Annotated in this window: 17 protein-coding genes; 14 read left to right on the forward strand and 3 right to left on the reverse strand. The window is 69.1% G+C overall.

The genetic code is table 11. The features are described 5' to 3' along the window. Window positions 1-34: 34 nt before the first annotated feature. From tssK to VD964_RS28580, 14 genes are all read left to right on the forward strand, one after another. The gene (gene tssK / locus VD964_RS28515) at window positions 35-1,369 is read left to right on the forward strand and encodes a type VI secretion system baseplate subunit TssK (protein ID WP_324871805.1); all 1,335 of its coding nucleotides are present in this window, start codon (window positions 35-37) and stop codon (window positions 1,367-1,369) included. Between the two features lie 30 nt (window positions 1,370-1,399). Then, the gene (locus tag VD964_RS28520; protein ID WP_324871806.1) at window positions 1,400-2,158 is read left to right on the forward strand and encodes a hypothetical protein; all 759 of its coding nucleotides are present in this window, start codon (window positions 1,400-1,402) and stop codon (window positions 2,156-2,158) included. After that, window positions 2,155-4,320 (forward strand): MFS transporter, encoded by a 2,166-nt coding sequence (locus tag VD964_RS28525; protein ID WP_324871807.1) that lies wholly within the window; start codon window positions 2,155-2,157, stop codon window positions 4,318-4,320. Before VD964_RS28520 ends, VD964_RS28525 begins: the two co-directional genes overlap by 4 nt. Before the next feature lie 5 nt (window positions 4,321-4,325). Beyond that, window positions 4,326-5,399 carry an ABC transporter substrate-binding protein gene (locus VD964_RS28530; RefSeq protein WP_324871808.1) on the forward strand — a complete coding sequence of 358 codons (1,074 nt, stop codon included), beginning with the start codon at window positions 4,326-4,328 and terminating at the stop codon, window positions 5,397-5,399. Further along, window positions 5,396-6,232, forward strand: a complete 837-nt coding sequence (locus VD964_RS28535; protein WP_324871809.1) for a GNAT family N-acetyltransferase — start codon at window positions 5,396-5,398, stop codon at window positions 6,230-6,232. Before VD964_RS28530 ends, VD964_RS28535 begins: the two co-directional genes overlap by 4 nt. 32 nt (window positions 6,233-6,264) lie before the next feature. Further along, complete coding sequence (locus VD964_RS28540; RefSeq protein ID WP_324871810.1) at window positions 6,265-7,056, forward strand: hypothetical protein; 792 nt, start codon at window positions 6,265-6,267, stop codon at window positions 7,054-7,056. Beyond that, the gene (locus tag VD964_RS28545; RefSeq protein ID WP_324871811.1) at window positions 7,053-8,525 is read left to right on the forward strand and encodes a hypothetical protein; all 1,473 of its coding nucleotides are present in this window, start codon (window positions 7,053-7,055) and stop codon (window positions 8,523-8,525) included. The genes VD964_RS28540 and VD964_RS28545 overlap by 4 nt, the downstream gene beginning before the upstream one ends. A 9-nt stretch (window positions 8,526-8,534) precedes the next feature. After that, entirely contained in the window at window positions 8,535-10,688 is a 2,154-nt protein-coding gene (locus VD964_RS28550; protein ID WP_324871813.1) for a PP2C family protein-serine/threonine phosphatase, read from the forward strand. 120 nt (window positions 10,689-10,808) lie between these two features. Continuing rightward, on the forward strand, window positions 10,809-11,147 hold the full coding sequence (locus VD964_RS28555; RefSeq protein WP_324871814.1) for an STAS domain-containing protein: 339 nt from the start codon (window positions 10,809-10,811) through the stop codon (window positions 11,145-11,147). 87 nt (window positions 11,148-11,234) lie between these two features. After that, window positions 11,235-11,633: a response regulator gene (locus VD964_RS28560; RefSeq protein WP_310114148.1), complete on the forward strand. Its 399-nt coding sequence runs from the start codon at window positions 11,235-11,237 to the stop codon at window positions 11,631-11,633. A gap of 280 nt (window positions 11,634-11,913) precedes the next feature. Next, window positions 11,914-13,536 (forward strand): BON domain-containing protein, encoded by a 1,623-nt coding sequence (locus VD964_RS28565; protein WP_324871815.1) that lies wholly within the window; start codon window positions 11,914-11,916, stop codon window positions 13,534-13,536. A 293-nt stretch (window positions 13,537-13,829) separates the two neighbouring features. Next, window positions 13,830-14,438: a TetR/AcrR family transcriptional regulator gene (locus VD964_RS28570; RefSeq protein WP_310114146.1), complete on the forward strand. Its 609-nt coding sequence runs from the start codon at window positions 13,830-13,832 to the stop codon at window positions 14,436-14,438. Window positions 14,439-14,474: 36 nt separating this feature from the next. Continuing rightward, window positions 14,475-15,734: an efflux RND transporter periplasmic adaptor subunit gene (locus VD964_RS28575; RefSeq protein ID WP_324871816.1), complete on the forward strand. Its 1,260-nt coding sequence runs from the start codon at window positions 14,475-14,477 to the stop codon at window positions 15,732-15,734. Continuing rightward, on the forward strand, window positions 15,731-18,856 hold the full coding sequence (locus VD964_RS28580; RefSeq protein WP_324871817.1) for an efflux RND transporter permease subunit: 3,126 nt from the start codon (window positions 15,731-15,733) through the stop codon (window positions 18,854-18,856). Before VD964_RS28575 ends, VD964_RS28580 begins: the two co-directional genes overlap by 4 nt. Before the next feature lie 405 nt (window positions 18,857-19,261). Here the strand turns inward: VD964_RS28580 and trpE are convergent, their stop codons facing one another. From trpE to VD964_RS28595, 3 genes are all read right to left on the reverse strand, one after another. Further along, a complete protein-coding gene (gene trpE, locus VD964_RS28585) occupies window positions 19,262-20,773 on the reverse strand; it encodes an anthranilate synthase component I (protein ID WP_324871818.1) in 1,512 nt (503 codons plus the stop codon). Between the two features lie 41 nt (window positions 20,774-20,814). Beyond that, window positions 20,815-22,695, reverse strand: a complete 1,881-nt coding sequence (locus tag VD964_RS28590; protein WP_324871819.1) for a peptidylprolyl isomerase — start codon at window positions 22,693-22,695, stop codon at window positions 20,815-20,817. Between the two features lie 198 nt (window positions 22,696-22,893). Next, on the reverse strand, window positions 22,894-23,073 hold the full coding sequence (locus VD964_RS28595; protein ID WP_149223359.1) for a CsbD family protein: 180 nt from the start codon (window positions 23,071-23,073) through the stop codon (window positions 22,894-22,896). Window positions 23,074-23,122: the final 49 nt, after the last annotated feature.

Consider the following 23,122-nt stretch of genomic DNA (forward strand, 5'->3'; position numbering starts at 1 on the left):
CAACGACCATCAGCCTGCAAGAGGGAAAGCGCCCATGAGTTGGGACGACAAGGTCATCTGGTCCGAAGGCATGTTCCTGCGGGCGCAGCATTTCCAGCAGCAGGATCGCTATGTCGAGCGGCTGGTGCGCGGCCGCGTCGCCGGCATCCGTCCCTTCGCCTGGGGCATCAGCGAACTCACCATCAACCGCGAGCTTCTGGCCGTCGGCAAGTTCGCCGTCCTGCGCTGCAAGGGCATCCTGGAGGACGGGACGCCGATCAACATTCCCGACGACGACGATCCGCCGCCGCCGCTGGACCTGCCGGAAACGCTGGCGAACAGCGTCGTCTACCTCGCCCTGCCTGTCCGCCAGCGCGGCGGCGTGGAGTTCGAGGTGGGCGAGAGCGCCGACGCCGCCACCCGCTATGTCGGCGAGGAGACGGAGACGGTCGACGCCATCGCCGGGTCGGCCAGCGTGTCGCGCATCCGCACCGGGCGTCTGCGACTGCGCTACCGTCTGGAGCGGCAGGAGCGCGCCGGCTACCACTGCCTGGGCCTCGCCCGCATCCAGGAGGTGCGGTCCGACCGCCATGCTTCGCTGGACGAGCGCTACATCCCGCCGGCCCTGAACGTCCAGACGCTGGCCCCGCTGGCCGGCTTCGTCACCGAGATCCAGGGCCTGCTGAACAGCCGGTCGGAGGCGCTGGCCGCCCGCGTCGGCGGTTCCAACGGGCGCGGCGCCGGTGAGATGGCCGACTTCCTGATGCTGCAGGTCGCCAACCGGTCGGAACCGCTGTTCGCCAACATCGCCCGCATGCCCGACATCCATCCGGAACGGCTGCACGGCATGATGCTGGGGCTGGCCGGCGAACTGGCGACCTTCACCGCCGTCAACAAGCGTCCGCCCAGCTTCCCGCCCTATCGGCACGAGGATCTGCAGGGCACGCTGGAGCCGGTGATGGCGGAGATCCGCCGCTCGCTGAGCGCGGTGCTGGAACAGACCGCCATCCCGATCGACCTGCAGGAACGCAAATACGGCATCCGCGTCGGCACCATCGCCGACCGCTCGCTGATCACCACGGCGACCTTCGTGCTGGCGGTGCGGGCGGACATGCCGGGCGAGGCGTTGCGCCGCAACTTCCCCGCGCTGGTCAAGATCGGCCCGGTGGAGCAAATCCGCGAACTGGTCAATGTACAGTTGCCCGGAATCCGAGTAAGGCCGCTGCCCGTCGCTCCGCGCCAGCTGCCCTACCATGCCGGTGCCGTGTATTTCGAACTCGAACGCGGTAGCCCTATTTGGAAACAGCTTGCAACATCAGGCGGAATCGCGGTTCATCTAGCGGGTGATTTCCCCCAGGTGGCGATGGAGCTTTGGGCGATCCGTGGCTGATGCATCACCTTTTCCTGTTGTAGGGACACCATGAGGCTGGGCGGGGTGCTGGCCCTGCGCACCGGCGCCGTGATCGCGGCGACGGTCGCGACCGCCGTGCTGTTGTCGGTCGCGCTGTCCGGACTGAAGTTCGAACAGAAGCTGCGCGAGGTCACCGGCTCCCGCCTCGCGGTGGTGGCGGACGAGATGCGGCGCCGGGTCGAATACGGCCTGACGCTGGGCCTCGACCTGTCCGAACTGGTCGATCTGCAGGCACAGGCCGAACGCGCGGCCTCCGGCGAGGAAATCCTCGGCGTGGAGGTGGTGGACGACCGTGGCGTCATTCTGTTCGCCGCCGACCGCAACGCCGTCGGCCAGCCCACTCCCGTGCGCTGGGGCGACGACGCTTCGGCCGGAACCCTGCGCCAACAGATCGCCGGCGATGTCCTGATCCTCGGTTCCGACGTGCGCAACAGCTTCGGGCAGACGGTGGGGCAGGTGATCCTGCGCTCTTCCCTGGCCGGGCTGAAATCGCGGGTTGCGACGGTCGAGGAGGGGTTGCGCGGCAACATCCTGGCACTGGTGGGTGTCGCAGCGCTGGTGACGCTGGCCGCCGTCTTCGTCGTGGTGCGGCAGCGCGGCGGACGTGGTGGATTGGCGGACGGCACCGCGCCGCTGGGCATGGTGCGCGATCGCCTGAATCACGGCATCGCCGACGCCGATCACGCCATGGAAGAGTTGGAGCGTGAATTGGATGCCATGGCGCCGAATGCCCCAGGACCACTCCCAGTGAAGGGCGCGGTGACATGAGCGATCCGGCCCGCGACACCTCCGCCAAGCCGTCTGCCAACTCGACCGCCAAGCCGGCCAGGCGGCGCGACCCGATCAGCGCGCTGGTGCTGCGGCTGACCATCGTCACGGTGGCGGTCCTGCTGCTGGCCGCCGGTGCTGCCTCCTGGCTGTCGCTGCGCAGCTTCGACCCGCTGTTCCAGCCGGAACTGGCGCGCAAGGCGCAGACGGTCGGCGACCTGATGGGGGCGCAGATCGACCGCGGGCTTGGCGTCCGCATTCCGCTGGACCGCATGGCCGGCCTCGACGCCCTGCTGGCGGCGGAGGTCGAACGCCACGACGACATCGCCTACATCGCGGTGACGGGCCCGGACGGGCGCATCGTCGCCGCGGCGGGCGGACCGCTGGGCGGCATCACGGCGCTGTCGCCCGACCGGCTGACCGGCCCCGCCGACGGCAGGCTGGCCCGCGGCTTCGTCGACGTCCAGCGCCCGCTGGGCGACACCGCCAATCCGGCCGGTGCGCTGCATGTCGGCGTCGACAGCGCCTTCCTGGCCAAGGCCTCGACCGATCTGGCGCTGGACGTGCTGTCGGTGGTCATCGTCTCCGTCCTGCTGATCTTCGAGGTTCTGCAACTGGTGGTGAATCTCGCCATGCGGCGGGTACTGACCCTGCGGCTGCTTGCCGACCGGGCGGAGGAGGGGGATTTCCGCGCCACCCTGCCCGAGATTCCCGGCCCCCTGGCGGCATCGGAGGACCGGGCGCTGGAAAGCGGCGTGCGCGCCGCGCTCGACGGCGTCAACGCCCGATATGCCGGCCTCGCCGCGCGGGTGGCGGAGCTGCGCCGCCGTCTGGGCGGCGACGACCCGCGGATCGGCCGGGCGGAGGCCGGGCTGTCGGCGCTCGCCCGCCGCTTCCGCTTCCGCGACCCGGACTCCGCGCGTCTGCCGCCGACGCCGCTGAACCTCGTCTTCCTGCGGCTGCCGGTCTTCCTGTTCTGCCTGTCGGAGGAGCTGTCGCGCCCCTTCCTGCCGGCCTACGCCAAATCCTTCGCCGGCGAGGTGCCGTGGCTGACGCCGGACATGGTGGTCAGCCTGCCGATCACGCTGTTCATGCTGATCTGGGCGCTGTCGCAGCCGGGCGGCGCCCGCTTCTCCGAACGCTGGGGCCGGTCGCGCGCCTTCACCATCGGCGCTCTGCTGGGTTCCGTCAGCCTCGCGCTGACCGCCTTCGCCGGGTCGCTGGCGGAGCTGATGCTGTGGCGCTGCCTGACGGCGCTCGGCTATGGGCTGGTGCTGATCACCGCGCAGGGCATCGTCATCGACCACACCACCCCGCGCAACCGCGCCGCCGGCATGGCGATGTTCATCGGCGCGCTGCTGGCCGCCGGTGTCTGCGGTCCGGTCAGCGGCGGCATCATTGCCGACCAGATCGGCTTCCGCGCCACCTTCCTGCTGGGTGCGCTTCTGGCGCTGGGCTCCGGCCTGTCGGTCAGCCTGCTTCTGCTGCGCGGCCGCGGTGCGGCGCAGTCCCCTGCCGGCGCCGGTGCGGCCCGTCCGGCCATGGGCAGCGCCTTGCCGCTGTTCCGCGACGTCCGCTTCTCCGCCCTGATGGTGCTGAGCGCCATCCCGACGAAGATCGCCTCGACCGCCTTCCTCTTCTGCCTCGTGCCGCTGCTGCTGACCGCCGACGGCGCGTCGAAGGCGGAGATCGGGCGCGTGCAGATGATGTACTTCGTCGCCTTCATCCTGGTGTCGCCGCTGGCCGCCAGCCTGTCCGACCGCTGGCAGGCGCGGCGCGGCTTCATCGCCGCCGGCGGCATCGGCACGCTGGCGAGCTGCCTGCCCATCATCGCCACCCAGGCGCTGTGGGGGCCGCCGCTGGCCATAGCCTTGTTCGGCCTGTCGCAGGCGCTGGTCGGTGCCCCGCAGCTGACGCTGGTCTCGCAGATCGCCCGCGACGGCGGCCTGCCGGAGACCGCGGCCATCGGCTGGTACCGGCTGATCGAACGTCTGGGCGGCGCGCTCGGCCCCGTCACCGCGATGGCGGTTGCGGTCGCCACCTCCTACCGCGAGGCGATGCTGGGCATCGGCCTGCTGTGCGGAGCGAGCGCGCTTCTGTTTTGGATCCTTTTCCGCACCGGGCGCCCGGCATCCCCCGCCGCCCGGCCACAGGAGGCTTGACCGCGATGAGAATCGACGAAAGCGATCTCCTCCGCATCCGCCGCCGCTCGCTGTTGCGCCTTGCCGCCGCCGGCGGGCTGGCCCTGCCCGGACTGCCGCTGGCCGGCAACCTGCTGGTAGGGTCGGCGCTGGCCGCCACGGTGCCCGACAAGACCTTCCGCATCACCATGGTGCTGGGCCGCGGCGAGAGCGACAACGAGTTCGGCTTCAAGGACTATCTGGCCCGCCGCGGCCTGAAGGTGGACTACACCATCCGCAACACCGGCGGCGACACCGCCAAGCTCCCGGGCATCATCCAGGAGATCAAGGACACGCGTCCCGACCTCGTCTACAGCTGGGGCACGCCGCAGACCCGCGCCCTGGTCGGTCCCCATGACGAGGCGGACCCGCGCAAGCACGTCACCGACATCCCCGTGGTCTTCACCTTCGTCGCCGCACCCGTAGACGCGAGGATCGTGCCCGACCTAGCCCGGTCGGGGCGCAACGTCACCGGCACCATCCACATCGCGCCCATCGCGGTGCAGCTGAACACCATCCAGGCCTACCGCCCGATCAAGCGGCTGGGCGTGGTCTACAACCCGCAGGAACGCAACTCCGTCCTCACCATCGAGGGGCTGCGGGCCGAGACGGCGCTGCGCGGGCTGGAGCTGATCGAGGAGCCGGTCCCCCTGAACGACCGCGGCGAACCGATCTCCGCCGCGGTGCCCGACGCGCTGGCCCGGGTGGCGAGGCGCGGGGGCGAGGTCCTCTATATCGGCCCCGACACCTTCATCGCCTTCCACAACCGCACGGTCGTGGCGGCGGAGGCATTGCGCCTGGGCCTGCCGACCTTCTCGGTGACCGAGCTGATCGTGCGCACCGACAAGGCGATGCTGGCGCTGGCGAGCAGCGCCTACGGCATCGGCCGCTTCACCGCATTCAAGGCGGCGCAGATCCTGGTGGACGGCGTCAGTCCGGCCGAGATTCCCGTGGAAACGCTGAAGCGCTTTTCCGTCATCATCAACATGGCCACGGTCCGGGCGCTGGAGTACTACCCGCCCATCGGCCTCCTGAATTTCGCGGAAATCATCGAATCATGAGCGCCCGCATCCCCATGACCCTGCCGTTCGGCGGAGCTCCCCTGCGTGGCGAGGCCGCCCGCGCGGTGGCCGCCGTCCGCCTGCGGGCGCTGGCCGCCGATTTGCCGGACGGGCTGACCGCCCGCATGATGGACCCGGACGATTCCAACCTGCTGGCCGACTTCCGCGTCCGCGTGGTGGCGACCCTGGAGGATCCCGACCATTACCGCATGGCGGGCGAGGTCGGGAACTTCGTCGCCGACCATCTGGGCGACAGGGGGCTGACCGCCGGCATCTTCCGGCGGGATGGGCGCTCCGGGACCCGTCTGGTCGCCTATGGCGCGCTGGGCCTGCCGTCCGGCGACGATCCCAACCGGGGCCGCGACCTCGACCTGCCGGAGGCGGAACTGCCCTGGGTGGCGCACATGTCGTCGGCGATGGTCGATCCGTCCGAGCGCGGGCGCGGCCTGCATCACCGGCTGATCGACTGGCGGATCGAGGTGGCGGAGGCGCTGGGCCGCCGGCACCTGATCACCACCGTCAGCACCCGCAACCACCGCAGCTGGGGCCATCTGGCCGGCCACGGCATCTATCCGAAGCGGCTGGTCCGCGTCGGCGGCGATCTGGTCCGGCTGCTGGTCCACCGCGACTTCACCGCCGATCCGATCTTCGACACCGCCAGCGCCGAACTGGTGGCGGTGGAGGAGCTGGCCGGGCGCTGGGACGTGTTCGAGCGCGGCCATGTCTGGGGCCGCGTCGCTGCGGGCGACGGTGCCGCGCGCCGCTGGTACGCGCTGTGCGGCCGGGAAAAGGCTCCGCTGGAGCATGACGGGACGGGGCCGGGCGGGCGCTGAGGCGCGCGGCCGGCTGAAGGGGGATGGCCGGGATGGGATCGGGGAGTTTCGGGGCGCGGCTGGCGGCGTTCGTGGCGGTGGCGGTGTTCGTCTCCGCACTATCCGCCGTCGTGCTGTGGACGCGCGAACAGGCGCGCCGCCTGGACGAGGCGGTGACCTCCCAGGTCGGCTTCGTGCTGAGCGAGGCCAAGGCGTCGCTCGAGACCCAGTTGAACCTCGGCCTCGCGCTGGGTGACCTGCCGCAAGTCGACGGGCTGCTCGCCCGCGCCCGCGTCGCCCTTCCCGGCATCCAGTCCGTCACCGTTCTGGACGAGACCGGCACCGTCCTGTTCTCCACCAACGCGGTGGAGGTGGGCGAGCTTCTGCCTGTCCGCACGGGGGCTGAACCCAATTCCGGCGTCAGCGGCTTCTGGTCGGAGGAGCGCGGGGACGAGCGGGTCTACGGCGTCGGTCTCGCCACCAGCTTCGACACGGTGGCCGGCAGCCTGCTGGTCCGCATGCCGGCAGGCGCGATGGCCGAACCGATGCGCCATTATGCCCTGACCCTCTCCATCGGCGCGGTGCTGATCGCGCTTCCGCTGGCTCTGCTGGGCTGGCTGGCCGGCCTGCGGCTTGCCGCCGGACCGCGCCGTTCGTTGGCCGACCTCGCCACCACGCTCGAAGGGCTGGGGGAGGGCGGTCGCATCCGCGCCGAACCGCCGACGCAATCGCGGCAACAGACACTCGGGCTGCCGGCCGCCGCCTTCACCGATGCGGTGCGGCGGCGCCTGACCATCCTGGACGAGGCGGAGCGCGAAGTCGCACGCCTGGACGAACTCGCATGACGACCCGCAGCGCCTCCCGCAGCCCTTACCGCGGCCCCTCCGGCGGCCCCTCCGGCGGCCCCTCCGGCGGCCATCGTCTGTTCATGGTCGGCATTCCGGCCGCCATCCTGCTGGCGGCTACCCTGGCGATGGCCGGCGTCGGGCTGCTCGGCACATGGCTGGCGCAGGACCAGCTGGGGGAGGCGCGCGCCGCCAAGGCCGCCGCGGTGGCGGAGGCGGTTCAGCACGACCTGGAACGCGCCATCGCCTACGGCATTCCCCTGCCGCGCATCGAAGGCGTGGGGGCCTTCCTTCAGGGTGTTGCCGGACGCAACCCGGACCTGGGCTTCCTGGCGCTGACCGGTGGGGACGGGGGACTGCTGCAGGGGGCGGTGAATACCGGCGGCGGCATCGACGCCGCCGGGCTGCAGGCGCTGACCGCCGGCCTGCGCGGCCTGCCGACGCCGGAGACCCGTGCCGCGACGCTTCAGCCGATCGAGCGCGACGGCCTGCTGATCCTGAGAGTGCCTGTGCGGCTCGGCCGCCTGTCGTCGGAAGGCGGCGGCGGCGGAGTGGGCCAGCCGCCGGCCGGCCATGTTCTGGTCGGCGTCCAGCCGCAGCAGGTGCGCGGCCAGATCGCCGAGGAACTGGCGACGGTGGCGCTGGGGGGGCTGGCGGTTCTGGTGCTGCTGGCCGAACTGGCCGGCGTTCTGGCCCGCGCCAGCTTCCGCGCGCCGTTGCGCCGCCTGGCCTTGGCGATGGCGGAGGCGGTGGACGGGCGTTTCGCCACGCTGCTGGGCCGCCGTCCGCGCGATCAGGTCGGCCGGCTGCTGTTCGCCTTCAACGCCGTCGTCTTCGGCCTGCACGACCGCCGCCAGCGCTTCGCCGCCCATGCCGACGAAGTGCGCGCCGCCGTCTTCGATCCGGAGGTGGCCTCCGCCGTCGAAGACACCCGACTGTCGGCGCTGACCGCTCTCGGTCCGGGCCTGGAGGCCGCGCCGCGCCGCGAGATCGATTCCCGGTCCGACGATGTCCTTGCCTTCGCCCTGCTGTCCGCCGCCGCGGCGCCCATGCTGGTTCTCGCCGGCAGCCTTTCCCTGGCCGGTCCGGCGCTGGCCGCTGCACTGGTTGGTGCCATTGCCGGCTATGCCGTACCGCCCGGCTGGCGCCGTGTCGCGGCGGTGCTGAGCGCGCTGGCGCTGTTGTCGGCGGCGGCCGTGCTGCTGCTCGGCGGTACCGCGTTGCCGGCCGGATTGGCCGGTGGGCTGGCGGGCGGTTTCGCCGCCGGGCTGGCACTGTCCTATGTGCGCCGTCAGGCGGCGGACGGCGGGCAGCTCTCGCTGCTGCGGGCATTGGCCTCCGGGATCGTCGCGGCCCTGCTGTGGGCGGCGGCGGTCGGCTGGGACGGCGGGATGCTCGCGGCATCCACGCTGTTGCTGGCCGCCTTGGCCGCGCTGCTGGCCCGTCCCATCGTCGTTCTGCGGAGCTGAGAGGCCCGGATGCTGCTTCAGACCCGCATCATTCTGTTCGTTCTCGCCACCGTCACCGTGGTGGCCGGCCTTCTCCTCGGCTTTGCCGCGCTGCGCGAGGATGCCCTCGACCGCCGTGCGCGCGAGCTGGAACTGGCCCGTCTCGAAACCTCCTGGCAATTGGCAGTGTCGGGCGCCGTCGGGCGCATCGACCAGGGGCTGGGCCGGCTGGCCGGCGATGCCGAGATCGCCCGTGCGGTGGAGGCGGAGGACCGCGGCGCCCTGGACCGGCGTGTTGCGGCGCTCGGCATCGTCGCCGCGCCCGCCGCCGGCGGAATCACCGACGTCAACCTTCTGTCGAAATCGGCGGAACTGCTCTACAGCACCGACCCGGCGCTGGAGCCGGAACCGCTGCTGAACCGCGGCGCGCTGGATGCCATCCTGTCGGGCCAGAAGCTGGCGCGCGGCGTCCGTCTGGTCGACGGCGAACGGCTGGTCGTGGTGGCCGGCGTGCCGATCTATGCCGGGACCGGGGCCGGCGGCGGGGCGGGCAGCGGGGCCGGCGTTACCGGTGCCGCCGTGGCCGGGCTGGATTTCGTCGCCGCGCTGGACGTGCTGCGGCGGACCACCGGCGGGCGCGTCTTCGCCGTGACCCGCAACGGCACCGCCTTCGACGGGGAAAGCGACCCGCTTTGGCCGGCGGTCAAGCCGCTGATCCGTCCGGCGGACCGCAGCATCACCACCATCGCCGGCGGCGGGCGCCGCTATGCGCTGGCCAGCCTGCCGGTCGCCGACCTTGCCGGCGGGCGCGTCGCCACCGTGCTGATCGCCAGCGACGTCACCCAGGCGGTTGAGGAGCAGGCGCTGTGGTCGGTCGCCTATGTCGCGGCGGTCGGGCTGGTGCTGCTGGGCGCGCTGGGCCTGCTCTACGGCTTCCTGCGGCGGAACTTCTCCACGCTGGACGGGGCGGTGAAGGCTTTGCAGGATCTCTCCCGCGGGCGCGCCATGGGCTATGTCGAGCTGCCGGCCGGCAACGACGAGATCGGCCGCATCGCCGGTGCCGTGGAGGTCTTCCGTGGCGTGATGCGCGAGATCGAGCGCAGTGCCGGCCAGCGTGAACGGCGCCTGCGCCGCCAGCAGCGTTTCATCCGCCGCCAGATGGAGGCGCTGGCCGTCACGCTTGAGGAGGATGCCCGCCAGAACCTGTTGGAGGAGCTGCGCCAGATCGAGGCGGAGACCCACGATGCCCAGTCCGCCCAATCCAAGGGGGTCGGCGACGAGTTGGGGCTGCTGGCGCTGGGCTTCTCGCGCTTGGCGACGCGGGTCAGCACCCAGCAGGTACAGCTGACCCAAATGGTGCGCGACCTGCGAGAGGCGCTGGACGACAAGCGGCGGCTGATCAGCCTGCAGCAGGAGTTGGAGATCGCCCGCACCATGCAGCTGACGATCCTGCCGCAGGTCTTCCCCGATCTGCCGGAACTGGACATCGCCGCGCGGATGATCCCGGCCAAGGAGGTCGGCGGCGATTTCTACGATTTCTTCCCGATTTCCGAGCACAAGGTGGCGCTGGTCATCGCCGACGTGTCGGGCAAGGGCATCCCGGCCGCCTTCTTCATGCTGATCACCCGCACCATGCTGCGCGCCATCGCCGAATCCGGCGTCGGTCCGGCGGAGACCATGCGCCGGGTCAACAACCTGCTTGCCGCGGAAAACGAACAGATGATGTTCGTCACCGTCTTCTACGGTGAGCTGGACCTGCGTACCGGCGTGCTGGCCTTCTCCAACGGCGGCCACAACCCGCCGCTGCGCATGACCGCCTCCGGCGCGGTGAAGGAGCTGGAGCGCACCCCCGGCATTGCGCTGGCCGCCATGCCCGACATGCCCTTCGGCGAGAAGACCGTGACGCTGGACACCGGCGACATGGTCGTTTTGTTCACCGATGGCGTGACCGAGGCCTTCAACGGTGAAGACGTTATGTATGGCGACCCGCGGCTTGTTGCCGCAGTCGCCGGGCAGACCAACGCCTCGGCGCGCGACGGGCTGGACGGGGTGCTGACCGATGTCGCCCGTTTCACCGCCGGTGCGCCGCAGTCCGACGACATCACCTGTCTGGTCCTGCGCTGGCGTGGGGCGGCGGACGCGCCCGTCGCCGTCGTGGCGCAGCTGTCCGATCCCGTCGCCTGACACCGAGAAATCGATGGCGGTAGCCGTCCCGTCGTACTGCGAATGCATCGTCGGACCGGCGATGGCGTGCTATAAGCACGGGGTAGGAAAGATCCAGCTAAGGCAAGGCGAGGGCAGGGGATGAATATTACCGAACAGTCGGTCAACGGCGTCACCGTGCTGCGCGCGGACGGCCGCATCGACAGCGGCAATGCCGCCCAGTTCGAGGCGGCGCTGCTGTCGGTCATCGGGGCCGAGGGCACGCGGCTCGTTGTCGACATGGAGCGGCTTTCCTACATCAGTTCTGCCGGGCTTCGCTGTCTGCTGGTCGCCGCCAAGGCGGCCCGGGCGAAGCGCGGAGCCATCGCCCTGTCGGCCATGGCGCCGCACATCCGCGAGGTGTTCGACGTCAGCGGCTTCTCGTCGCTGTTCGAAATCCATGCCGATGCGGCTGCCGCCGTCGCGGCGCTGGGCGGATGACAGCGGGGGCAAGGCGTCGGGGGTTTATTCCGCCGGCTTCGGCCGGCCTTGCGATAAGGCGGTTCCCGAAAAGGGGCCGGGAGTGTGATGGGAAGTGCCATTCGGCCAAACATCCTGGTTGTTGAAGACTCGCCGGCCGTACGGCTGTCCGTGGCCGGCTATCTGGAGGGTCGCGGTTTCGACGTGACCGAGGCGGAGAATGGCCGTGCCGCCATTCGCGCGCTGGACCGCCGCAGCTTCGACCTGATCGTCACCGACGTGCTGATGCCGGAGGTGGACGGGATCGAACTGATCAAGGCGGCGCGCACTGCCCAGCCCGACGTGAAGATCCTCGCCATGTCCGGCGGCGCTCCGAACATGCCCGCGGGCTATCTGCTGAAGATGACGCGCATGTTCAATGCGGATGAGATCATCTACAAACCCTTCCTCAACGAAGAGTTGGGGGCTGCGGTTGCCCGTCTGCTCGATCAGCCGCTTGCAAATTAAGCAGTTTGAAGACTCTGCCCAATATTAGGGCGCAAAAGAAAGCGGCTTCGGTGCATGAAGCGCCGAAGCCGCAAGTGATGCGTGGAACCAACCGCTTCCTGCTACGCAAGCTCCGTGCCAGAATTCACCCACTGGACCGTCGGCGGCCGGGAAAAATCCGGAACGCCATTTGGTCCCTCCTGTTGTTCGGGAAACGCGGGCGCATGGGCGCCGGTGGCCGATGGCAATCGCGCCGTGCCGACCGCGGTTCCAAGAATCCAGCAAGAGGGAGCCGACCACGATGGCGCAGAACGAGAATCGGTGGCGCGGTGAGGGCCGAGACTGGCGCGACGACGATCGCGAGCCGAACCGGCACCGGGATTGGGGCGAGGCCAAGCACGCCGGAGTCTACGATCCCGACGATTACCGGTCCAACGACCGTGAAAACATGTATCGCCCGCAGGCGCATCTTCACCAGGACGAGCGCGGACATCTCTACCGCGATCCTGGATACAGAGGGCAGGTCGGCAACGAATCCGGCGGCTACGGCCTCGATCCCAATATGGACCGTGGCGACAACCGCCGCGACAATGCCCGCGAGATGGAGCGGGTCTATGACCGCAGTTTCGGCGGCGGGCGCGACATGAGCCGCGGCGGCTATGCCGCCGGCTATGGCGGGCGGTCCGGGTCGAGCGGCTACGGCGGTTATGCCGGTGCCGGCAATGCCGGGACCGAAGGCAGCTACACCAACCGCGATGTCGGCAGCAGCGAGTATCGCGACCGCGATTACGGCGTGCGCCCCTATGGCGAAGGCGAGCAGGTCGTCCGCGGTCGCGGGTCCCTCGGCTATGGCGGCCGGGAGTATGGCGAGCGCGAGACCGGCGACCGCACCTATGCCAGCCGTGACAACCGCAACCGCGATTACGGGTCGCAGGGTGGTTACGGGAGCGGCTATGGCGGCGGTTATGAATCCGGCGGCGACCGCGGCGAGTGGGAACGCGGCGGTTCGAGCCGGCGCGACTTCGGCGGCAGTTCATCCACCAGTTACGGCGGCAGCCATGGCGGCGGCTATCAGCGCGACGAGGGGCGCGACCGCTCCTGGGGCGAGGACCGCGGCGGGATGTACCGCGCGCAGGAGGCTCGGGGCGGCTATGGCGGTGGCCGGACCGAGCGCTGGGGCGAAGACCGTGGCCGCACGCAGCAGCGCGGCTTCTGGGAGCAGGCCGGCGACGAGATCGCCTCCTGGTTCGGCGACGACGATGCCGAACGCCGGCGGCACGAGGATGAGCGCCGCGCTTCCCAGCATCGAGGCCGTGGTCCGCGCGGCTACAGCCGCTCCGACGAGCGGGTGCGCGAGGACGTCAGCGATCGCCTGACCGATGACGCCTATGTCGACGCGTCCGACATCGAGGTGGCGGTCAGCGGCGGCGAGGTGACGCTGACCGGCATGGTCCCCGACCGCCACACCAAGCGCCGTGCCGAGGATGTCGCCGAGGCGGTGTCCGGAGTGACCCATGTGCAGAACAACCTGCGCGTCCGCAGCCAGACCGGCAATCAGGGAAGCTCCGGCTGGGGCAGCTCCACCGGGGCCGGCGCGTCCGCCATGGCGAATGCGGGGAGCGGCACCGGAAGCGGTTCGACTTCCGGTGCCTCCACCGGCATCAGTTCCGGCACGACCTCTTCCGCCATGAGCGGGACGACGGGCGGACTGCAGGGGGCCGACACCACGGTCGGCACCAATGCCGGTATCGGCGCCTCCACCGGCAGCGGCACCGGTTCCGCGTCGCCGTCCTCCACCGGCACCGGGGCCGGGGCCAGCGGCGGTCCTGCCGGCGCTTCCGCCGGGACCGGATCGATGACCGGCTCCACCACCGGCGTCACCGGTTCCACCGGCACCAGCCGATCCTCCACCACGCGGAGCTGACCTGCCACGCCCGCAAGGGTGCGTATCCGATAATGGCAAGTCCTCTATAAGGGCGCGGGTTCCGGCTTCCCAGGCAGCGCCGCCTCGGGACCCCGGGGCCCGCGCCCTTCGCGCTTGACTGCTCCCGCCTTGCCGGCGGCACAATGCATGGTGGTCGTCGTGCGGAGAGGTCAATCCCCTGGCCGGGATAGGCTTCCAACGATGACGCCGATTTCATTTTTACTGGAGAGCGGTTCCTTGACACTCTAAGGAACTCCACTATCGTCACTTTTCGAAACCCGTGGGTTCCATTCATGCCTCTCGATGCGGAAGAGATACCTGACTGGCGGGCTCGGCGGCGCGAGGTGATCCTCAACGCTGCGGCGGAGCTGTTCGCCGGTCGCGATTATGCCTCCGTCCAGGTCGAGGAGGTGGCGAAGCGGGCCGGCGTCGGCAAGGCGACGCTGTACCGCTACTTCCCCTCCAAGGAGGAGCTTTATCTGGAGTCGCTGGAACGGGCGCTCGGCGGGCTGGAGCAGAAGCTGAACGCCGAAATCGCCCCGCAGCAGGTTCCGGCCTCCGTCCGGCTGTCGGCGATGGTTTCCGCCCTGGTCGGCACGTTGAGCGAACAATTGCAGACGCTGAAGCGGCTGGGCGGCGACCAGTCGGACCTTGCCGACCGCACGCGCCGGATCATCGGCCGCCGAAGCGAGCGCACCGCGACCGCCCTGCAGCAGGTCATGGCCGACGGCATGGCGTCGGGCGAGTTCCGCAAGATCGATCTGGAAATCGTCCCGCTTCTGGTGATCGGCATGGTGCGCGGCGGAATCATGCAGATGGATGAACGCCCACGCGAGGCGCTGGAGCGCTCCGTCATCGACTTCCTGATGTCCGGCCTGACCAATCTGCCTCCTTTCATATAAGCGCAAGCCGGCCACCGGCGTTTGGAGTCCCAACGGATGAGACGGCTTTTCCTGGCCCTGCTGGTCGCGGCACTGCTCGGCGGCGGCGGGTACTACTGGTATGAGACCCGCCATGCCGGGGGACAGGCACAGACCGCCAGGGCCGACGCGGCGCCGGCGGGAACTCGTGCGGTTCCGGTGGTGACCCGGAAGGTGACGGTCCAGGCCGTGCCGGAGCAGATCGTCACCATCGGCAGCGTCCAGCCCATCGCCGCCATCGCCATCAAGGCCCGCGTCGACAGCGTGGTCGAGACGGTGAACTTCTCCGAGGGGCAGGAGGTGAAGACGGGAGACACGCTGTTCACCCTCGACAGCCGGGCGCTGGAGGCCCAGCTGCGTCAGGCCCAGGCCAATCTGGAACGCGACCGCGCCAATCTGGAAAAGGCCAAGGGGGACGTGAAGCGCTATGCGGAGCTGGTGCGCACCAGCGCCATCTCCCGCACCACCTATGATGCCGCCGTCGCCACCGCCGATGCGTTGGAGGGCACGGTGAAGGCCGATCTCGCGGCGATCGAGGCGGCGAAGGTGTCGCTCAGCTTCACCCGCATCACGGCGCCGATGGATGGACGCACCGGTACGGTGAACGCGAAGGTCGGCACCATGGTCCGCGCCGCCGACACCAACCCGCTGGTCACCCTGACCCAGCTGCGGCCGATCAACGTCTCCTTCAATGTCCCGGAAAAGCATCTGCCGGCGATCCGCAGCGCGATGGCGACCGGAAGGCTGCCGGTCACCGCCTCCATTGCCGGCAGCCGCGGCGAGACGGCGGAAGGCAAGCTGTCCTTCGTTGATAGCCAGGTCGACCAGCAGACCGGCACCATCCTGGTGAAGGGCGAATTCCCGAACGCCGACACCCGGCTTTGGCCGGGCCAGTTCGTCGACACCGTGCTGACCCTGCGGGTGGAGCCGGACGCCCTGACCATCCCCGATCTTGCGGTCCAGACCGGCCAGAAGGGCCGCTACGTCTATGTCGTGAAGGCCGACGAGACGGTGGAGGTCCGTCCGGTCACGGTCGAGCGGACCCATGGCGGGCTCAGCATCATCGCGTCCGGTCTACAGGCCGGTGACCGGGTGGTGGTCGATGGCCAGTCGCGCCTCTCCCCCGGCGCCAAGGTGACCGAGCGTCCCGGCGGAAAGCCCGCCGGCCCAACTTCCGGCGAGACCGCCGAGGGCGACCGACAGCAGGGTTCCGCCGCTCAGGATGCTGCCGGCCGCAGTGTCCTGACCCAGGGCAAGACAGGCGGGGGTGCGACATGAACCTCTCCGAACTCTGCATCCGCCGTCCGGTGATGACCATTCTCCTGACGGCGGCCCTGGTTCTGGGCGGTCTGGCGGCCTATCGCCAGTTGCCCACCGCGGCGCTGCCGCGGGTGGATTTCCCGGTGGTCAGCGTCACCGCCACGCTGCCCGGCGCCTCCCCGGAGACGATGGCGGCCTCCGTCGCCAGCCCGCTGGAGCGGGAATTCTCCACCATCGCCGGCATCGACACGCTGACCTCCAACAGCACGCTCGGCAACACCAACATCACCATCCAGTTCGTGCTGGAGCGCGACATCGACGCGGCGGCGGCCGACGTGCAGGCGGCGATCGCCCGCACCCAGCGCCGTCTGCCGGCGGAGATGACAACGCCGCCCAGCTACCGCAAGGTGAACCCGGCCGACCAGCCGATCCTGTTCCTGTCGCTGAACTCGCCGACCCTGCCGCTGGCGAAGCTGAACGACATCGCTGAAACGCTGATCCAGCCGAAGGTCGCGACCTTGCCGGGCGTGGCGCAGGTGCAGATCTACGGCTCGCAGAAATACGCCGTGCGGGTGCAGGTGAACCCCAACGCGCTGTCGCTGCGCGGCATCGGCATCGACGAGCTGCAGAAGGCGCTGGCCGCTGCCAACGCCAACACCCCCGTCGGCACCCTGACCGGCCAGCAGCAGCAGTTGGTGATCGCGGCCAACCCGCAGCTTCCCGACGCCGCCGCCTTCCGCGAGTTGATCGTCGCCTACCGCAACAACGCGCCGGTGCGGCTGGGCGATGTGGCGCAGGTGCTGGACAGCGTGGAGAACGACCGCACCGCCAGCTGGCTGAACGGCACGCGCAGCATCATGCTGGCGGTCCAGCGCCAGCCCGACGCCAACACGGTCGACGTGGTGGACCGGGTGCGCGAGCTGGTGCCGGTGTTCCAGGCCCAGCTTCCGGCCTCCGCCGCCATCAAGATCGTCAACGACCGCTCGGAATCGATCCGCCAGGCGGTGGAGGACGTGCAATTCACCCTGGCCCTGACCATCGTGCTGGTCGTGCTGGTGATCTTCCTGTTCCTGCGCCGGTTGTCCGCCACGCTGATCCCGGCGCTGGCCGTGCCGATTTCGCTGATCGCGACGGCGGGCGGCATGCACCTGATGGGCTTCTCCGTCGACAACATCTCGCTGATGGCGCTGACGTTGGCCGTCGGCCTCGTCGTGGACGACGCCATCGTGATGATGGAGAACATCGTCCGCTACGTCGAAGAGGGGATGAAACCGTTCGAGGCCGCCATCAAGGGATCGCGCGAGATCGGCTTCACCATCCTGTCGATCACCCTGTCGCTGGTCGCGGTGTTCATCCCCATCCTGCTGATGGGCGGCGTGGTCGGCCGGCTGTTCCATGAATTCGCGCTGGTCGTGACCATGGCGATCGCCGCGTCGGCCTTCGTGTCGCTGACGCTGACGCCGATGATGTGCTCCCGCTTTCTCGTCCACAATGCGCATGGCGAGAAGGAGGGCTGGTTCGGCCGTATGCTGGAGGGCGGCTTTTCGGCCCTTCTCAATGGCTATGCCCGCACGCTGCGCTGGACGCTGCGCCATCGGCCGCTGATGGGGCTGGTGATGATCGCCACCGTGGTCGGCACGGCGGTTCTCTATCAGGCGATCCCCAAGGGCTTCTTCCCGACCGAGGATATCGGCCAGATCCAGGTGACGACGGAAGCGCGGGCCGACATCGCCTTCCCGTCGATGGCGGAGCGCCAGCAGCAGGTCGCCGCCATCATGAAGGCCAACCCGGCGGTGGTGGACGTCATCTCCTCCGTCGGTGTCGGCGGCAGCACCGGCAACCAGGGCCGCATGTTCCTCACGCTGAAGCCGCGCGAGGAGCGGCCTTCCGCTACCGACGTGATCCAACAGCTGCGCCGTCAGGTCAACGGCATCCCCGGCATGGCCGTCTACATGCAGCCGGTGCAGAACCTGCGCATCGGCGGCCGGACGTCCAAGAGCCTGTATCAGTACACAATCCAGGGCCTTGACCTGGAGGAGCTGTACCAGTGGTCGGGCCGGCTGGAGCAGACCCTGCACGGCATTCCAATCCTGCAGGATGTCGCCAGCGACCTTCAGCTGAACAATCCGCAGGCCTATGTCCACATCGACCGTGAGAAGGCGGCGACGCTGGGCATCGGCGTCGATCAGGTCCGCTCGACCCTCTACAGCGCCTTCGGCCAGCGGCAGGTTTCGACCATCTACACCCCCAGCAACGACTATCAGGTGCTGATCGAGCTGGAGCCGAAATACCAGGGCGACGACAGTTCGCTGTCGCGCATCTATGTCCGGTCGGCCACGTCGGGCAAGCTGGTACCGCTCGACGCCTTCGCCAGGGTGGAGCGTACGGCCGGTCCTCTGGCGGTGGCGCACCAGGGCCAGCTGCCGGCGGTGACCCTCTCCTTCAACCTGGCGCCCGGCGCCTCGCTGGGACAGGCGGTGGACATGATCCGCGCGTCGGAGCGCGACATGGGCCTGCCGCCCACCATCACCACCGGCTTTGCCGGCACAGCCCAGGTGTTCCAGGATGCCCAGGCCGGTCAGGCGCTGTTGCTGTCCGCGGCGGTGCTGGTGATCTACATCGTGCTGGGCGTGCTGTACGAGAGCTTCGTCCACCCGCTGACCATCCTGTCCGGCTTGCCGTCGGCGGTGATCGGTGCACTGGGCACGCTCATGCTGTTCGACATCGAACTCAGCATGATCGCCATCATCGGCATCCTGATGCTGATCGGCATCGTGAAGAAGAACGCGATCATGATGATCGACTTTGCGGTGGAGGCGCGGCGCAACGGCATGTCGGCGCATGACGCCATCGAGCAGGCCTGCATACTGCGCTTCCGCCCGATCATGATGACCACCATGGCCGCCATCATGGGTACGCTGCCCATTGCCATCGCCCATGGTGCGGCCGCCGAATTGCGCCAGCCGCTGGGCCTCGCCGTCGTCGGCGGCCTGTGCGTGTCGCAGGTGCTGACGCTTTACATCACGCCGTCGCTCTACCTCTACATGGAGGATTTCGGCCGCTTCGTCGGCAACCTGTTCCACCGCGGCGACAAGGCCGATCTGCCGCACGGCCCGATGCCGGCCGGCGGCGACGACTGAGCGCATGATCGTGCCGCGTGCAGAAGCATCTTGCGGGACGCGGGAAATGGCTTATCTTTAGGGACAGGCGTACCGAGGTGTCCAGACCCCGATACGCCCATCCGATCAGCGGTTCAGAAGATCAAGGCACGCCTTGATGATCTGCAACAGCAGGATCAGGAGTGTGAGGATTTTCTCCATCCTCTTCTCTCCCTTGGTGTGCGGCGGTGGCGGCCCATCCGCCACCCCGTCCGCACCCGCCCACTATAGCCTCATGGTTGCGGATGTGTGTGCCGGCATGTGGTTTCGGCGCGTGGATTCCTGTGGATAATCTCGTTTCGGGATGGAGGTTTGGCGCTCGCCGCAACCCGCGCATGAAAAAGGCCGCTTCGTCAGCGGCCTTTTTGTTTGGCAGTGGAGGGTCGCCTATCCGCGCGCGGTCGTGCGCAACGTCTCTTCCGCGGCGCGGATCAGTGCCATCGACTTGTTGACGGTCTCCTGGTACTCGGCCTCGGGATCGCTGTCCGCGACCACACCGCCGCCGGCCTGGACATACATCATACCGTCTTTCAGCACGGCGGTTCGCAGCGCGATGCAGGTGTCCATGGCACCCGACGCGCCGAAATAGCCGACGCAGCCGGCATAGACGCCGCGGCGGGCCTTCTCCAACTCGTCGATGATCTCCATGGCGCGGACCTTGGGCGCGCCGGACACCGTGCCGGCCGGGAAGCCGGCGACCAGCGCGTCGAGCGCGTCGAACTTCGGATCCAGTTCGCCCTCTACGTTGGAGACGATGTGCATGACGTGGCTGTAGAGCTCCACGATCATCTTGGCCGTCACTTTGACGGTGCCGACCTTCGCCACCCGGCCGACATCGTTGCGGCCGAGGTCGAGCAGCATCAGATGCTCGGCCAACTCCTTCGGATCGCTGAGCAGGTCGGCGGCCAGCGCCTCGTCCTCCGCCGTGGTGGCGCCGCGCTTGCGGGTACCGGCGATCGGGCGGACGGTGACCTTGCCGTCGCGCACGCGCACCAGGATTTCCGGGCTGGAGCCGACGACGGTCAGATCGCCGAAATCGCAATGGAACAGGAAGGGTGACGGGTTCAAGCGGCGCAGCGTGCGGTACAGCGACAGCGGTGACGGCTTGAAGGGGAAGCGGATGCGTTGCGACGGCACGACCTGGAAGATGTCGCCGGCGCGGATGTACTCCTTCGCCTTCTCCACGATCGCGTGATACTCCTCGCGCGTCGTGTTGGAGGTCCAGGCCAGCGGCAGGCCGTTCTCGGTGCGCGGTTCACGCCGGTAGGGCAGGGGACGTTCCAGGTCGGCCAGCGCATCGGTCAGCCGTTCCCGCGCGTCGGCATAGGCCGTGGCGGCATCCTTCCCCGCCTTCGGCCAGACCGGCGTCACCAGCGTGATCGAATCGGTGTGGCTGTCGAAGATGGCGACGATGCTGGGCCGGGTCAGGATCGCATCCGGGATGTTCAACTCGTCCGGATTGTTGTCCGGCAGGCGTTCCATCAGCCGGACCATGTCGTAGGTCATGTAGCCGAACAGCCCGGCGGCCATCGGCGGCAGTTCCTCCGGCAGTGGAATCCGGCTTTCGTTGATCAGAGTGCGCAGCGCTTCGAGCGGTGCGGCCTCGAGCGGTTGGAAGGCGTCGCGGTCGTGCAGGGCGTCGCGGTTGATCTCCGCCCTGTTGCCCCGCGACCGCCACACCACGTCCGGCTTGAAGCCGATCACCGAATAGCGGTCGCGCCGCGATCCGGCGCCGCGTTCCGCCGATTCCAGCAGGAAGCCGAAGGGACGCCCGTCCGCCAGCTTCATATAGGCGGAGACCGGAGTCTCCAGGTCGCTGACCAGCGTGGTCCATACCACCTGCGGCCGACCGGCGGCGTAAGCGGCGTCGAAGCTGGCGATATCGGGCTGGACCTTCACGGCACGAGACCTCTTGCTTGGCTGTCGGCTAAGCCGGAGCCTCAGTTGCTGGCGAAGAACTGGTCGATACGCTGGCGGTAGATCCGCACCGGGTACTTGTCGCGTAGCGCGTTGGTGAACTCGGCCACCAGATCGTTTTCCAGACCCTGCTCGACCGAGGCGCGGACCGGCGCCAGATCGGCGTCGGCAGCCTTGGGATCGGCGGGAATGACTTCCCGGAGGCGGGCGACGACCTGGACATCGGCGGTGTTGCCGCTGATCACCTCGTTCGGCTTGGCGGCGAACAGCTTGGCAACCATGTCGCCCGGCAGGCCCTGGACCGACTGGGCATCGCGGGTGAAGGGCGCCGTCATGGCGAAGCTGGCGCCTGCCTGGGTGGCGACGTCCTGGGCCGCTGCCTCCGCACCCTGCTTCAGGCGGGCGGCGATCTCCTCCGCCTTCTTGGCGGCGCGCTCTGCGCGCTGCTCCTGCTGCCAGTCGGCGATGACCTGATCGCGCACGTCGGCCAGCGGTCGGACCGCGGCGGGGATCACGCTGTCGACGCGGACGGCGGTGAAGACGCTGCCCTCACCCTCGGTGAGGTTGGAGGTAGCACCGGTCTTCAGTTGGAAGGCGTTGGGCAGCAGTGCCTTCAGGCTGGGCAGGTCCGGGGCGGCGTCCCTGCCGTCCGGCGCCTTGCCTGTGCTGTCGATGGCGGCGACCTTGGTCAGGGCCAGCCCCTGAGCCTGCGCCACCTCGTCCAGCGATGCGCCGCTGGCAAGCTGGTCCTCGACGCGGTTGGCGATGGAGAAGACGGAATCGAGCGCCTGCTCCTTCTTCAGGTCGTTCGCCAGCTGGTCGCGCACATCCTCGAAGCTGCGGGTGGTCGCCGGGGTCACGCCGGTGACGGCCATGACGTGCCAGCCGAGCGAGCTCTTCACCGCGTCGGAGGTCTTGCCCGGCTCCAGCGCGAAGGCGGCGTCGCCGATTTCCGGCAGGTCGGCGCTGGCGATGTTGTCGAGGGTCACCGGCTCCTGGCCGGCGTCCTTGGCGGCTTCGGCCAGCCCCTTGGCCTTGGCGGCTTCGGCGATCTGCTTCGCTTTCGCCTCGTCATCGACGACCAGCATCTGGACGGTGCGCTTCTCCGGCGCGCCGAACTCGCTTGCCCGCTCCTCATACGCCTTGCGCAGTTGGGCGTCGTCGATCTTGATGTCCTTGGCCAGCACGTCGGGCGACAGGCGGGCGACGGTCAGCGACCGGTATTCCGGGGCGGTGAAGCGGACCTGATGGTCGTCGTAGGCCTGCTTGATCGCGGCGTCGTCCGGCACCCCGACATCGCCGATGGCGGCGTTCGGCAGGGTCACGACCTCCGCCACGCGCTTTTCGCCGCGGAAGCGGTAGAGGTCCTGCACCAGCGGCTGCGGCGGCGTCAGGCCGGCGGCGACCGCGCCGGCGACCAGCTGGCGCGCCGTCTCGCGCTGGATCATCGCGACATAGCCGTCCTCGGTCAGCTGGGCGTTGCGCAGCGCCGAACGGAAGATGTTGGGATCGAACTGGCCCTGCTGGTTGCGGAAAGCCGGCTCGTCGGCGATGCGCAGCCGGACCACCTCCGGACCGACGGAAATGCCCATGTCGGTCGCGGCGAGGTCGAACAGCGTACGCTGGATCAGCGACTGTAGCGACTGGTCCAGAAGGCCGAAGCGCTTGGCCTGCTCGGTGGTCAGGGTGCCGCCCAGCATCGGGCGCAGCCGTTCCATCTGCCGGCGGAACTCCTGGTCCAGCGTCTGCTGCCCGATCTCCACCTTGCCGACTTCGGCGACGGTGGTGGGCGTGGAAGCACGGAACACGTCGCCGATGCCCCAAACGCCGAAGCTGAGGATCAACAGCACGAACAGGATCTTGACGACCCAGGAGCCGGCGAAATTGCGGATGAACTGGAGCATGGGACCCGAATCTAAGCGCGTCGTTCGGCCATCCGGCCGGGGCGGCGCATCATAGATAGGGCAGGGTGGGGCGGCAACAGCCCTTTTCCGCGCGGTCGATTTCCGCGAAGTGGATTTGCGGATGGCGTTTTTGCACGGCAGAGCCCCGGCACCGCATCGGATGCGGTGCCGGGGCTCTCGGTCGTTCAGGCCCGACGCTTACTTCAGAGCGTCGCGGGCGGCATCCTTGGCGCCGCCGATCGTGTTCTGAACCTTGCCGGCAGCCTTGTCGGCCTGGCCCTCGGTCTCGGTCTTCTTGTCGCCGGTCAGCTTGCCGGCGGCTTCCTTGATCGAGCCCTTGGCGGAGCGGGCGGCGCCCTCGATGCGATCCTTGTCCATGGTGGCAACCTCCTGTGTGTTGGTTATACCGAGACAACAGACCGGAAGG

The organism is Azospirillum sp., from assembly GCF_035628975.1.
Classification (GTDB): domain Bacteria; phylum Pseudomonadota; class Alphaproteobacteria; order Azospirillales; family Azospirillaceae; genus Azospirillum.

Bases quoted from the DNA above. Each gene is read 5' to 3' on its own strand.
- tssK (WP_324871805.1), top strand. From the start codon at position 35: ATGAGTTGGGACGACAAGGTCATCTGGTCCGAAGGCATGTTCCTGCGG.
- VD964_RS28520 (WP_324871806.1), top strand. From the start codon at position 1,400: ATGAGGCTGGGCGGGGTGCTGGCCCTGCGCACCGGCGCCGTGATCGCG.
- VD964_RS28525 (WP_324871807.1), top strand. From the start codon at position 2,155: ATGAGCGATCCGGCCCGCGACACCTCCGCCAAGCCGTCTGCCAACTCG.
- VD964_RS28530 (WP_324871808.1), top strand. From the start codon at position 4,326: ATGAGAATCGACGAAAGCGATCTCCTCCGCATCCGCCGCCGCTCGCTG.
- VD964_RS28535 (WP_324871809.1), top strand. From the start codon at position 5,396: ATGAGCGCCCGCATCCCCATGACCCTGCCGTTCGGCGGAGCTCCCCTG.
- VD964_RS28540 (WP_324871810.1), top strand. From the start codon at position 6,265: ATGGGATCGGGGAGTTTCGGGGCGCGGCTGGCGGCGTTCGTGGCGGTG.
- VD964_RS28545 (WP_324871811.1), top strand. From the start codon at position 7,053: ATGACGACCCGCAGCGCCTCCCGCAGCCCTTACCGCGGCCCCTCCGGC.
- VD964_RS28550 (WP_324871813.1), top strand. From the start codon at position 8,535: ATGCTGCTTCAGACCCGCATCATTCTGTTCGTTCTCGCCACCGTCACC.
- VD964_RS28555 (WP_324871814.1), top strand. From the start codon at position 10,809: ATGAATATTACCGAACAGTCGGTCAACGGCGTCACCGTGCTGCGCGCG.
- VD964_RS28560 (WP_310114148.1), top strand. From the start codon at position 11,235: ATGGGAAGTGCCATTCGGCCAAACATCCTGGTTGTTGAAGACTCGCCG.
- VD964_RS28565 (WP_324871815.1), top strand. From the start codon at position 11,914: ATGGCGCAGAACGAGAATCGGTGGCGCGGTGAGGGCCGAGACTGGCGC.
- VD964_RS28570 (WP_310114146.1), top strand. From the start codon at position 13,830: ATGCCTCTCGATGCGGAAGAGATACCTGACTGGCGGGCTCGGCGGCGC.
- VD964_RS28575 (WP_324871816.1), top strand. From the start codon at position 14,475: ATGAGACGGCTTTTCCTGGCCCTGCTGGTCGCGGCACTGCTCGGCGGC.
- VD964_RS28580 (WP_324871817.1), top strand. From the start codon at position 15,731: ATGAACCTCTCCGAACTCTGCATCCGCCGTCCGGTGATGACCATTCTC.
- VD964_RS28590 (WP_324871819.1), bottom strand. From the start codon at position 22,695: ATGCTCCAGTTCATCCGCAATTTCGCCGGCTCCTGGGTCGTCAAGATC.
- VD964_RS28595 (WP_149223359.1), bottom strand. From the start codon at position 23,073: ATGGACAAGGATCGCATCGAGGGCGCCGCCCGCTCCGCCAAGGGCTCG.